The sequence below is a fragment of the Corallococcus exiguus genome, assembly GCF_009909105.1.
In the GTDB taxonomy this organism is placed as follows: Bacteria; Myxococcota; Myxococcia; order Myxococcales; family Myxococcaceae; genus Corallococcus; species Corallococcus exiguus.
On record NZ_JAAAPK010000002.1, the window covers coordinates 596,446 to 608,639 of the forward strand.

Genomic DNA, 12,194 nt, shown 5'->3' on the forward strand with positions numbered 1-12,194 from the left:
CGGGAAGGGTGGGTCGCGTGGGCCCGCGCGTGAGGACACCTGCTCCTTTTCCTCCCCCCGACTCCCTCCGGCCTCGTCTTCCATGAATCGCTCAATCCTGTTGAAGAGCGCGTGGTGCGCCCTGCTGGTGCCCCTGCTGTCCTGCAACCTCCTCAAGGTCACTGATGACGAGGGGTCCACCACGGGCCGCGGTGCCAAGCGGTTCGACCCGTACCAGGGCCTCAACTCCGGCGCGATCCGGCTGAGTCTCCAGTACATCAACGGCTGCGCCTTCCTGCCCAACGGGCAGATGGTGGCGAAGAACGGCGTGCCGTTGAGGCACAACGACCTCCCGGTGACCTACCCGGACGTGTGCGTCACGCCGCTCGCGCAGAACCCGCTGACGCAGTCGCCTCCCACGGGGACGCTGCAGATCCTGTCGGACACCCAGTACTTCCTGAACCAGTTCTCCGTGTCGGAGACCGTGGTCAACCAGCACAACAATCCCAACGACCAGACGGCCGCGCTGGCGTGGATCAAAAACCAGTCCGTCTTCTCGGGACTGGACTGGACCAACGTCAACCAGGGCCCGGACGAGTGGAGCTTCTACAGCCTCGCGGGCGCGGTGGAGGACTGCTGGACCCGCGAGGTGCAGTTCGGCAACGCGAACTGGCAGAAGGTGAAGGACGACACCATCACCGTGGAGGTGCTGGACGAGTCGGGCACCCCGCGCGCGAGCCAGACGTATCTGCGCTCGGAGCTGCTGGCCTCCTCGCCCTACGCCGGCCACAGCCGCTTCTCCTGGCGGTCGGAGAACCTGAAGCCGCCGCGCTTCCCCGGCGACAAGGACCCGGGCACCGTGACGGGCTTCGCGGGTGGTCTGGACCAGAGCGCCATCACCCGCACCATCGCGCGCGTGGACTGGGTGGGCAGCACCAACCCCTTCAAGGTGCTGCGCGTGCCGCGCCTGTCCGGTCCCGGCGCGCTCAAGGCCACCTGGAGCCAGCTGCCGGACAAGCCGTTCTTCTTCCCCGTCACGTACGTCATCCCGGATGATCGCCCGTCCACCTGCACCGACGACGCCGGCAACCCGGTGCAGTGCAACCCGGGCCTGGACTCGCGGCTGGTGTTCTCGCCCCCGAAGGAGGGCAGCTTCTACAAGCCCGGCGAGGACGTGAGCGTCTACGTGGACCTGCGCGACAGCGCGGGCGCCCACCTGCACTCGCGCGACCTGTTGCCCAGCGCGCGGGAGATCATCAGCGGCCAGTCCAACGGCCTCGTGACGTTCGTCCCCGGCGTCATCGCGTCCGTCACGGAGAACGACTCCATCTCCAACGTGGCCATCGCGGGCCCCCTCCAGGATCTCCAGGTCCTGGGCAACCCCAGCGACAAGCCCCAGTTCTTCGCCAAGCCGTTCCCGTTCGCGACGCTGGATGACGCCACGCTCACGGGGCTGACGCCGGGCCTCATCGACTACAAGTGGCCCACCCGCCAGACGTTCTCGCTGCCCGCGAACGCGAAGCCGGGCACCTACGTGGCACTGGTGAAGTTCAACCGTGGAGCCATGGGCGAGCGCGTCGCGAAGCTGAACCCCTTCTTCTTCCAGGTGGGCCAGGACGAGTCGACGACGTACCCGGGCAACGTGGGCAACTGCCAGCTCTGCCACCGCGGCGTGCTGTCGCTGGACAACCTGCGCCACGGCCTGTCGGTGGACCACATCGAGAGCTGCAAGGTCTGCCACCACTACGACACGGACACGGTGGGCCGCACGCAGGAGATGGTGCACCGCATCCACATGAACTCGCCCACGTACCCGGCGAACCGCGCGGACTGCACCGTGTGCCACCTGACGCGCAAGAGCACGGAGCGTCCCAGCCTGTCGCTGTGCGGCTCGTGCCACATCTCCCAGCACGGGGACGAGTTCTTCCAGATCGCCTTCAACCAGCGCGGCACGCCCAGCCGGTTCGGCAACTGCGCGCAGACCTGTCACGGCGGCGATCAGCTTCCCGCCAGCCACATCCTCCCCGCGAAGTAGGGGAAGCAACCCGCCATGCAAAGAGCTCTCTTCGTCGGAACGCTCCTCGGCGCGGCCCTGCTGAACGCCGGCTGCCAGGAATCCTCCAACAACCCCACGGCGTCGACCTTCACGCCGCGCCCCACGTATGAGAACCGCGAGCCGGAGGGCCTCACCTCCCGGCTGAACGGCTTCACCGTGGACCCGGAGGCCTACTTCTTCAACCTGGCGGCCTGCGCGCCGCCGCCCGCGCAGTGCCCGCTGCCGCCGCTGTACGCGGAGTTCAGCCCGCTCCTGCAGCGCGCGGTGGTGCAGAACGCGCCCATCACCCTGCTGGACAGCGCCACGGGCCAGGTGCTCGCGGAGAGCGGCGTGTTCGCTGCATCGGACGCCCATGGCGTCTGGACGCTGGACAAGGTGCCCACGCGCCGGGGCGCGCCGTTCTTCGTGCTGTCGTCGGCGTTGCCAGGGGTGCCGAGCGGCACGCTGGCCAATAATGCCCCTGCGGGGCCGCCGCTGCCGCCGCTGCCTCCCGTGCCGGAGGGCAACTACGTGCCCACGCTGACGGTGCGGCCGGTGGTGCCCGCGCACAGCGCCTGCGTGGGCCTGGAGGCCCTGCAGATGAGCGACAAGGGCATCCTGGAGGCGGTCGCGAAGTACCTGACCACCGAGGGCACGCTCACCACGGTGGCGGACCTGCTCAACCCGGCCCGCTTCGGCGGCGTGACGGTGTTCTGGCTGTACCGGCCGGGCTTCCCCGTCTTCCGCGTGCCAGCTGCGAACACCACCGTGGTGGCCAGCGCGGGCCGCGTGCTGAACATCGAGTGGGCGCCCCCAGGCGCGCTGCCGCCGCCGCTGGCGCCGTTCCAGTCCACGCGCGGCTTCTTCATCCCGCCGGGGCCGCCGGCGCCGAACAGCTCCCTGGGCGTCGTCGCTGTCGTCCACCCGCCGTTGCCGCTGCCGCCGATGGGGCCGCCGCCGGTGGTCCACTACGAAGCGGTGGACTCCACCACCAGCGACCCGGAAGGGCGCCCGTGGGTGCTCCAGCCGCTGGATCTCCCCGTGGCCCCGGGCAGCGTGACGTTCGCTGGCCTCCAGATGTACAGCAAGACGCCCTCGACGACGCCTTCGATTCCCCCGCCCAGCACCTGTCTGCCGGGCCAGTAGCCGCCTCACCCGTCCCAACACCGGCGCTCTGTCCACTCCTCCCCCGTGGGGCAGGCAGCAGCGCCGTGTGTCGTCCCCGTTCATCCGGAGAAGCGTTCCCCATGATGAAGAAGATCCTGATCGCCATTGGTGCGTTGGTCGCCCTGGTCCTGATTGGCGCGGGTTCCGCCATGGGCGTGGCCACCCACAAGATCAACAAGACGTACGACTATGTCGCGCTGCCCAACATCACGCGGGACAGCTCTCCTGAGGGCATTGCCCGCGGCGAGCAGGTGTTCCGCGCGGTGTGTGGCGAGTGTCACGCGGGCGGAGGCAACACCAAACCCGTGGGCGGCCGGATGTTCGACTTCCCGGCCGAACTGGGCACCTTCTACTCGGCGAACATCACCTCCGACATGGAGAAGGGCGTGGGCGCCTGGACGGACCAGGAGATCGCCCGCCTGGTGATCAACGGCATCGACAAGAACCACCACTTCCGCCCCATGCCCCCGTTCCCCAACATGGGTGACAAGGACATCGCGGCGGTCATCGGCTTCATGCGCTCCGGGCACCCGGACTTCGCGCCGGAGAAGCAGCAGCCGCCGCGCTCCGAGCTGACGCCCCCGGGCCGGATGGCGTTCGCGTTCGCCATGGGCATCAACGACAAGGGCCGCACGGAGCCGGTGCCCGTGCCCGCGAAGGCGGCGGACTCCGTGGAGTACGGCCGCTACCTGGCCTCCAGCGTCTACGACTGCACCTTCTGCCACTCGCCCGGCCTGGAGAGCAGCGCGGTGAAGATGCAGCACCCGGAGACGCTGCTGAGCGGCGGCTTCGAGTTCGACATGGTGCCGCTGGGCGGCGAGGGCAAGCTGCTGTCGCCCAACATCACCCCCAGCGAGACGGCCGGCATCGGCAAGTGGACGCTGGACGAGTTCAATCACGCCATGGTCACGGGCATCACGCCCGGGGGCTACATCCTGCGCGCGCCCATGCCCAAGTACCGCTACGCGGACGCCGTGGAGCTCTCCGCCCTCTACACCTTCCTGCGCTCCATGAAGCCCAACGACAAGGTCGTGCCGCCGCCCGCCGGTGGCCGCCCCAAGGCGGAGCCCTCCAGCGACCCGGAGAAGATGTTCAGCTCCCTGGGCTGCGCGACCTGCCACGCCCCCGGCAAGGCCTACGAGGCCAAGCTCCAGGGCGCCAAGGGCAAGGCTCCTGAGGAAGTGGCGAAGTGGATCCGCAACCCGGAGACCTTCAAGCCCGGCACGCAAATGCCCACCTACGAGTCCCTCGTCGACGAGAACAACGCCCTCGCGCTCGCCAGGTACGTCCTGGGCAAGACGGGCAGCACCGTGAGTGAAGGCACCACGCCCTGAGTTTGACATCGATGTGACAAAGGCCCCCGCGTGAGTGTCAACACGCGGGGGGCCTCGTGAAACATCGAATTTCTTCCGAGCGGGTGTCATCACACGAGGGACCGGTTCAGATAAGCTTTCATGTGAAGTCGTTCCCCCACCCCGCGGAGCGTCATTTCATGAATGTTTCACCGGCTTCCCCCTCGGCTCACCGGTCGCAGCGTTCCCAGTCGCTTCACCTCCACGAGACAAAGGCCCCGGACGCGCAGGGGCCCATCCGGTTGGATGACGTGCTCTGGAATCCGGTCAACGCGGAGGAGGCGCTGGAGGGTCTGGAGAAGATCCTCGGCCGGCTGAACGCGCGGGATGACTCACGCGCCATCTTCCTGGACATCTACGCCATCGTCACTCGGAAGGTCGTCCACCTGCTGAGCCGCGATGACGCGGGCGGCTTCCTCGAACCCGAGTGGCTGTCTCACCTGACGGGCCGCTTCGCGGAGGAGGCGCTCATCGCGGTGCGCGACTCGCTGAAGAACCTGCCGCTGCCCACCGCGGCGTGGCGCTTCGCGACGCACTACCCGGCCCAGGGTCTCACGCAGCCGTACCAGGACGCGCTGCTGGGCGTGAGCGCCCACATCAACCACGACCTGGGAATGGTCGTCTACGACAACATCGCCCACCAGTCGCCGCCGGCGGATGCACGCCGGATGGCGCGCTACCGGCATGACTACTTCCACGTGAACGAGATCCTCCGCTCGTGCATCCCGGACTGCGTGGACCTGCTCGCGGAGCGCTACCGGTGCGCGTCCACGCGGCTGCTCCTGCGCGTGCCCTTCAGCCGCCCCGTGGTGGAGCGGGCGGTGATGCGGATGCTCATCGTCTGGCGGCAGCGCGTCTGGGACAACGTCGTCGCGATGCTGGAGGCGCAGACGCCCGAGGAGCACCAGGCCGTCGTGGAGCGCGTCCGCACGACGTCCGGCCGCATCGCGCAGGCGCTGTGCGCGGACAAGGCGCTCTGGTGGACGGTGCGCGGCGAGTCACCGCCGTTCAGCCTGGACCTGCCGCCGGAGGCATGGCCCGGCGTGGTGCCGCCTCCGGAGCCTGAGCCGGACGCGGACGCTGCCCGCGCCGGCTAGCAAGCCGCATCAGGAGGGCGTGACTCCGGCCACGAGGTAGAAGCGCACCTGGCCGGAGTTGACGGCGTAGGCGACGTCCACGCCCAACAGGGGCAGCACGACGTTGTTGAGGTACAGCCGCAGGCCCCCGCCCACGCCCTGGGCCACGGTGACGGCGTTCTGGCCCGTGATCGTCTCCCGCAGGTAGTTGCGGATGACGCGTCCGTTGGCGTCGCGCAGGTTTCCGTCCTCGGGCACATCCCACCACGCGATGGCACCCGTGTCGGAGAAGGCCACGCCCCGGAAGGCCAGCGACTGCACCTTGAAGAGGGGGAAGTGGTACTCGGCCGTGAAGGTGAGCCGGCTGTCGCCGCGGAACTGCCGGTACTGGAAGCCGCGCAGCGTGTTGCCGCCCATCACCAGCTCCTGTTGGAAGGGCAGGTGCCTGCCCAGGACCAGCTCCCCGCGCAGCACCAGGTTGTTCTCCGTGAAGAAGCGGATGCCGTGGCGATAGAGGAGGCCGAACTTGCGGTAGTCGAACTCGCTCCACACGCCCGGGGTGGACACCTCGTAGGAGGCCTCCAGGTTGAGCCCCTCCGTCACCGCGTGCAGCGTCTGGCGCGAGTCCAGGCCCACCATGAGGCGCAGCGACGTGTCTCGCATGGCGGGGCCGGTGGAGAACGGCGGCACCGTCACCGGCATCTGCGGATCCGGAGTCTTCGCGTCGATGCTGGCCAGGCGGTACTTCGCCGCCGCGCGCACGCGCTCGAAGAGGATGAAGCCCAGTTCGGAGCTGATGGACGCGGAGTTGAAGCGCGTCCGCCGGAGGATCTCCGGGTCGTCCTCACTGGCGTCCATGCTGTACTCGTCCACGCGGTCGCTCTTGAGCTGTCCCTCCAGGCTGAACTTGAGCTGCGGCAGGCCGAAGAGGATCGGATCCAGGAAGCCCACGTACAGGCCGCTCTCGCCGGTGCTCACCTGGGCCGCGACGGCGAACTTCTTCGCGCGGCCGCCCAGGTTGTTCTCCGCGTAGAGCAGCCCGCCGCCGGTGTTCGCGGAGGACAGCGCCACCGTGGGGGCCACCACCCACGACGCCTTGTCCTTCACTCGCAGCACCAGCCGCACGCGCCCGTCGGGCATCGGCTCGGTGCCGACACGGACCTCCTGGAAGAGGCCGGTGGCCAACAGGCGCCGCTCCACCTTCTCCAGTTCCTCGCTGTCCACCTCGTCGCCCACGCCCACCTGGCCGAACGAGCGCACCGTCCCGGACGTCGTCTTGTTCGCGCCCTCCACCGTCACCTCTCCGACCTGGGAGCGGTCGATGGAGGACACGGGCGTGTCCTCGTCGGCGTGGGCGACGGGGGCCGCCAGGCCCGTCAGGGCCAAGGCGAGGACGGACAGGTGACGGCGAAAGCAGGAGAGAGGCACGCACTGCTCATACTCCACGGGCCGCGGGCGCTGGTTGTTTCGGCGCGTGTCCGCCGGTGCGGGCGCGCGATGTTCAACGTTCGGCATCCGGAGCGACCCGGGGGCGGCCACCCGTGCGACCTGGAGAACAGTGGCACCCGGACGAGCGCCCCGGTCATGGACGGATTATGCTCATAATGTGGGCGGGCATCCGTCCCGGAGGGACGTGGGCATGGCATCGACGGCAGAGGGCGGGCGCCAGGAGTTGTTCCTGGACGACCTGTCCGTGGGGCAGAAGTTCTTCAGTGACACGCACGCGCTGGACGCGGCGCAGATCATCGCCTTCGCGAGGGAGTTCGACCCGCAGGGCTTCCATCTGGACGACGCCGCGGCGAAGGACACGCTGTTCGAAGGGCTGGCGGCGAGCGGCTGGCACACGGCGGCGCTCACCATGAAGCTCAACGTCCAGAGCGGTCTGCCCTTCAAGGGCGGCATCGTGGGGGCGGGCGGGGAGATCCGCTGGCCCCGGCCCACGCGCCCGGGGGACATCCTCCAGGTCGAGAGCGAGGTGCTGGAGATCATCCCTTCCCGCACGCGGCCGGACCGGGGCATCGCCACGGTGCGCAGCGAAACTCGCAACCAGAAGGGCGACGTGCTGCAGGTGCTCATCGCGAAGCTGGTGCTGCCCCGTCGCCCGGCGAGCGGGTGAGCGGGACGTGACGCTTTGCGTGAGCGCTGGCGGAGGCTACCGTGCGGCCCGCATCGGCCGTGGTCCCCGTCCCGCTCTCGAGGAGTCCCTTCGCATGTCCCGCGCCACCCCTGACTTCGACCTGGCCTCCGTGGACGTGGAGGGCTTCTACGCGGAGCTGAAGGCGCTGCGCGCCCAGCTGGACGCGAACCTGGGTGAAGCGGACAAGGCGCACCTGCGGAAGATGGAGCGGTGGGGGAAGGTGGCTTCGGTGCTGGGCATGGCCACGGCGTGGATTGCTCCCAATCCACTCTCCGCGTTGGCGCTGGGCCTGGGCCGCTCCACGCGCTGGCTGCTCATGCACCACGTGGGGCACCGGGGCTATGACCGCGTGCCGGGCATGCCCGCGTCGCGCACCAGCAAGGGCTTCGCGAAGGGGAACCGCCGGTTCGTGGACTGGCTGGACTGGATGCTGCCGGAGGCGTGGGTCTTCGAGCACAACGTGCTGCACCACTCGCACACCGGCGAGGATGCGGATCCGGACCTCCTGGAGCGCAACGCGGAGGGCTCGCTGCGTGACACCGGCCGGCCGCTGGCCCTGCGCTACGTGCAACTGGCGCTGCTGGCCGTCACCTGGCGCGCGAGCTACTACGCGCCGGAGACGCTGGGCTCGCTGCGCCGCAAGGGCCGCCGCGAGGGTGGGGCGCTGACGCGCGCGGAGCTGTGGGAGCTCTTCACGCGCTGCTACCTGCCGTACGCGACCGTCTTCTTCGGGCTGTATCCGGCGGCGTTCCTGGTGGTGGGGCCGTGGGCGGCGTTCAGCGTGCTCTGCAACTCCGTGCTGGCGGACGTCGTCACCAACCTGCACACGTTCTTCGTGGTGGGCCCCAACCACACCGGCGAGGACCTGTACCGCTTCGACTCCGCGCCCGCGAACAAGGGGGAGCGCATGGTGCAGCAGGTGGTGGGCAGCGCGAACTACCGCACGGGCGGCGACCTCAACGACTTCGCGCACCTGTGGCTGAACTACCAGATTGAGCACCACCTCTGGCCGGACCTGCCGATGCTGAAGTACCGCGAGGCGCAGCCGCACGTGCGCGCCCTCTGCGAGAAGTACGGCATCCCGTACGTGCAGGAGAGCGTCTGGACGCGCGCGCGGAAGATGGTGGACGTCGTCGTGGGCAAGGCGTCCATGAAGCGGCTGGTGAAGGCCGCGGCGCCCGGGATGTCGGCCGCGGACGCTCGCGCGGAGGCCTCCGCGGCCTAGCGTCAGGCGGGCGGAGCGCGACGGCGGCGCGGCAGCGGGGCGAGCGCCACGGGCGTGGCCTCCGAGGCCGTGGCTTCCTGGCGCACGGCCTCCGCGTTCACCACGCGTACACCGTCGGGTTGGACGGGCAGCCCCAGGGTGTCCACGAAGAGGCGGTAGCTCTCCTCCAGGCGGCGGTGCAGCGTGTTGAACGTCTGGTGCGCGGTGCCGGGCATGTCCTCGGTGTAGGTGAAGTACCAGCGCAGCTCGTCCAGGCGCCCGTAGAAGTGGTCCACCACCGCCTGCTCCTGTTCGGTCAGGTGGATGAGCTGGGCGAAGGCGCCGTCCGCGTAGCGCGAGGCCACCGTCTCCACCAGCGGGCCGCGGCTGCGCAGGCGGGAGAAGAGGAGGAACATGTCCTCCCTGCGTGCGGCCAGCCGGCGCATGATGCCGGCGGCGTCGAGGGCGAGCAGGTTGCGCACGCGCGCGGTGGTTTCGTCGGCCTTCTTGCGGCGAGCCATGGTGCGACACAGCCTACCGTCAGTGGTACCCCTCCACGCCAGGGGCCGCCCGCTTCGTGAGGAGCCGGGTGGCCGGGCCCATGCCGGCCCCACGGCGTTGCGGCGCGGCGGGAGAGCGGTTGTTACGGTGGGGCCACCATGGTGCTCAAGATCGTCCAGGCGGGGGAACCGGTGCTGCGCCAGCGCGCGCGGGAGCTGACCCCGGAAGAAATCGGCAGCGAAGCGACGCGGCAGCTCATCCAGTTGATGCGCGACACGATGAGGGACGCGCCCGGCGTGGGGCTCGCGGCACCCCAGGTGGGCGTGGGCCTGCGGCTGGTGGTCATCGAGGACCGCGCCGAGTACCAGGCTGGCGCGGCGCCCGCGGACCTGGCGCTGCGGGAGCGCTCGCCGGTGGCTTTCCACGTGCTGATCAACCCGAAGCTCGTGGTGGAGGACCCCACGCCGATGGAGTTCCACGAGGGCTGTCTGAGCGTGAACGGCTTCGCGGCGCTGGTGGCCCGGGCGCGTGGCGTGCGGGTGGAGGCGCTGGATGAGAACGGGCGGCCGGTGTCGGTGTCCGCGCGCGGCTGGTACGCGCGCATCATCCAACACGAGCTGGATCATCTGGACGGCACGCTCTACGTGGACCGCATGGAGACGCGCAGCCTCACGACGCAGGAGAACCAGCGACGGCACTGGCTGGGCAAGAGCACGGCCCAGGTGCGCACGGCGCTGGGCTTGCCAGAGCAGACCCCTTCGCTTCCTCGAAAGGACCCGACATGAGCAGCAAGCTGTTCTCCCCGTTGAAGCTGCGGGACATCACCCTGCGCAACCGCGTGGTCGTCTCGCCCATGTGCCAGTACTCGAGCGACGACGGCTTCGCGAACGAGTGGCACGTGGTGCACCTGGGCAGCCGCGCGGTGGGGGGCGCGGGGCTGGTGGTGACGGAGGCCACGGCGGTGGAGCCGGAGGGCCGCATCTCGCCGCAGGACCTGGGGCTGTGGAAGGACGCGCACGTGGAGCAGCTGGCGCGCATCAACCGCTTCATGCACCAGAACGGCGCCGCGTCTGGCGTGCAGTTGGCACACGCGGGCCGCAAGGCCTCCACGCCCCGTCCTTGGGACGCGGGCAAGCGCGTGGAACCGGAGCATGGCGGCTGGCAGGTGCTGGGCCCCACGACGGAGGCGTTCGAGGAGGGCTACCCGGTGCCCACCGCGCTGGACGAGGCGGGCATCCAGCGCATCGTGAAGGCGTTCGCGGACGCGGCGGTGCGGGCGAAGGCCGCGGGGTTCCAGGTCATCGAGCTGCACGCGGCGCACGGCTACCTGCTGCACGAGTTCCTGTCGCCGCTGTCGAACAAGCGGACGGACAAGTACGGCGGCACGTTCGAGAACCGGACGCGCTTCGCGCTGGAGGTGACGCGCGCCGTGCGGGCGAAGTGGCCGGAGTCGCTGCCGCTCTTCATGCGCATCTCCTCCACGGACTGGGTGGAGGGCGGCTGGACGCCGGAGGACTCCGTGGCGCTGGCGCGGCTGGTGGCGAAGGAGGGCGTGGACCTGATGGATTGCTCGTCCGGCGGCGTGGTGCCGTACGCGAAGATTCCGGTGGGGCCGGGCTACCAGACGCAGCTTTCGGAGCAGGTGCGCAAGGAGACAGGCTTGCTCACGGGCGCGGTGGGGATGATCCGCTCCGCGTTCCAGGCCGAGCACATCCTGGCCACGGGCCAGGCGGACGTCGTCTTCCTGGCGCGCGAGCTGTTGAGGGATCCGTACTGGCCGCTGCGCGCCGCGAAGGAGCTGCGTGCGGATGTGCTGTGGCCGCACCAGTACGAGCGCGCGAAGAACTGATCGGCGTAGGCTTCCGCGCATGCTGACCGAGGTGCAGGCGGGACCCTATACCGTGCGCGGCGTGTCCGTGGGCGGCGTGTACACGTCGCTCCTGGTGCCGGAGTTGGGGGTGCTGCTCGACGCGGGCATCCCCATCCGCTCCTTCGCCACCACGGACCGCATCTTCCTCAGCCACGGGCATGCGGACCATGCGAGCGCGTTGGGCTCGCTGCTGGGCATCCGCGCGCTCGTGGGCAAGGGGCCGCCGTTCGTCTATCTGCCGGCGGAGATTGAAGCGCCCGTGCAGGAGGCGCTCGCGGCCCTGGGGCGCCTGCACCGGATGAAGTCGGAGGTCCGCACCGTTCCCCTTCGCCCCGGTGACACCGTGAAGGTGCAGCAGGATGTGTGGGTCCGCGCCTTTCGCACGCACCATCCCGTGCCGTCGCTGGGCTACCAGTTCCTCCGCCGCGTCGCGAAGCTCAAGCCGGAGTTTCGCGAGTTGCCTCCGGCGGAGATTGGCCGCCGTCGTCAGGCCGGTGAGCCGCTGTTCGATGAAGTCGAGCGGCTGGAGCTGGCCTACTGCACCGACACTCTCTCCAACGTGCTGGAGCGTCAGCCGTCGTTGTTCGACAGCCGCGTGCTCATCCTCGAATGCACGTTCATCGACGCGGAGCGCACCGTGCGCGACGCGCAGGAGCGGGCCCACATCCACCTGGAGGAGATCGCCTCCATGGCGGACCGCTTCCAGAACGAGGCCCTGGTCCTGATGCATTTCAGTCAGGCTTACAGCCCCGCGCAGGTCCACGCGACGCTCCAGGCCCGTCTGCCAGCGTCGCTGCTTGAGCGCGTGCGAGTCTTTGCTCCTGACGCCGGCCGCTGGTTCGGTTGACCCGTGGCGCCGGCATGACCGGAGGC

Annotated in this window: 11 protein-coding genes; 9 read left to right on the forward strand and 2 right to left on the reverse strand. The window is 69.5% G+C overall.

Annotated features, from left to right (window positions below; genetic code table 11):
* Positions 1-82 precede the first annotated feature (82 nt).
* The 4 genes from GTZ93_RS08920 to GTZ93_RS08935 all read left to right on the forward strand — a co-directional run bounded on the left by GTZ93_RS08920 (position 83) and on the right by GTZ93_RS08935 (position 5,630).
* Positions 83-2,014: a hypothetical protein gene (locus GTZ93_RS08920; RefSeq protein ID WP_120574272.1), complete on the forward strand. Its 1,932-nt coding sequence runs from the start codon at positions 83-85 to the stop codon at positions 2,012-2,014.
* A gap of 15 nt (positions 2,015-2,029) precedes the next feature.
* Positions 2,030-3,160, forward strand: coding sequence for a hypothetical protein (locus GTZ93_RS08925; RefSeq protein ID WP_139915103.1), 1,131 nt, complete (start codon positions 2,030-2,032; stop codon positions 3,158-3,160).
* Between the two features lie 101 nt (positions 3,161-3,261).
* The gene (locus GTZ93_RS08930; RefSeq protein WP_139915102.1) at positions 3,262-4,515 is read left to right on the forward strand and encodes a c-type cytochrome; all 1,254 of its coding nucleotides are present in this window, start codon (positions 3,262-3,264) and stop codon (positions 4,513-4,515) included.
* 269 nt (positions 4,516-4,784) lie between these two features.
* On the forward strand, positions 4,785-5,630 hold the full coding sequence (locus GTZ93_RS08935) for a DUF5995 family protein (protein WP_139915101.1): 846 nt from the start codon (positions 4,785-4,787) through the stop codon (positions 5,628-5,630).
* A 9-nt stretch (positions 5,631-5,639) separates the two neighbouring features.
* On the opposite strand, the gene GTZ93_RS08940 is transcribed toward GTZ93_RS08935, so the two are convergent.
* Positions 5,640-7,037: a BamA/TamA family outer membrane protein gene (locus tag GTZ93_RS08940; RefSeq protein WP_257978914.1), complete on the reverse strand. Its 1,398-nt coding sequence runs from the start codon at positions 7,035-7,037 to the stop codon at positions 5,640-5,642.
* A gap of 211 nt (positions 7,038-7,248) precedes the next feature.
* Between GTZ93_RS08940 and GTZ93_RS08945 the strand changes: the two genes are divergently transcribed.
* Both GTZ93_RS08945 and GTZ93_RS08950 read left to right on the forward strand, forming a co-directional pair.
* Positions 7,249-7,725 (forward strand): MaoC family dehydratase, encoded by a 477-nt coding sequence (locus GTZ93_RS08945; RefSeq protein WP_120574267.1) that lies wholly within the window; start codon positions 7,249-7,251, stop codon positions 7,723-7,725.
* A gap of 94 nt (positions 7,726-7,819) precedes the next feature.
* Positions 7,820-8,971, forward strand: coding sequence for a fatty acid desaturase family protein (locus tag GTZ93_RS08950; RefSeq protein ID WP_139915100.1), 1,152 nt, complete (start codon positions 7,820-7,822; stop codon positions 8,969-8,971).
* A gap of 2 nt (positions 8,972-8,973) precedes the next feature.
* Here the strand turns inward: GTZ93_RS08950 and GTZ93_RS08955 are convergent, their stop codons facing one another.
* Positions 8,974-9,471: a hypothetical protein gene (locus GTZ93_RS08955; RefSeq protein ID WP_139915099.1), complete on the reverse strand. Its 498-nt coding sequence runs from the start codon at positions 9,469-9,471 to the stop codon at positions 8,974-8,976.
* A gap of 138 nt (positions 9,472-9,609) precedes the next feature.
* On the opposite strand from GTZ93_RS08955, the gene def reads away from it, so the two are divergent.
* Genes def through GTZ93_RS08970 form a run of 3 tightly spaced genes read left to right on the forward strand, consistent with a single transcriptional unit; the run spans position 9,610 to position 12,168 of the window.
* The gene (gene def, locus GTZ93_RS08960; protein ID WP_120574264.1) at positions 9,610-10,236 is read left to right on the forward strand and encodes a peptide deformylase; all 627 of its coding nucleotides are present in this window, start codon (positions 9,610-9,612) and stop codon (positions 10,234-10,236) included.
* Positions 10,233-11,300: an NADH:flavin oxidoreductase/NADH oxidase gene (locus GTZ93_RS08965; RefSeq protein ID WP_139915098.1), complete on the forward strand. Its 1,068-nt coding sequence runs from the start codon at positions 10,233-10,235 to the stop codon at positions 11,298-11,300. Before def ends, GTZ93_RS08965 begins: the two co-directional genes overlap by 4 nt.
* A gap of 19 nt (positions 11,301-11,319) precedes the next feature.
* Positions 11,320-12,168 carry an MBL fold metallo-hydrolase gene (locus GTZ93_RS08970; protein ID WP_120574262.1) on the forward strand — a complete coding sequence of 283 codons (849 nt, stop codon included), beginning with the start codon at positions 11,320-11,322 and terminating at the stop codon, positions 12,166-12,168.
* Positions 12,169-12,194: the final 26 nt, after the last annotated feature.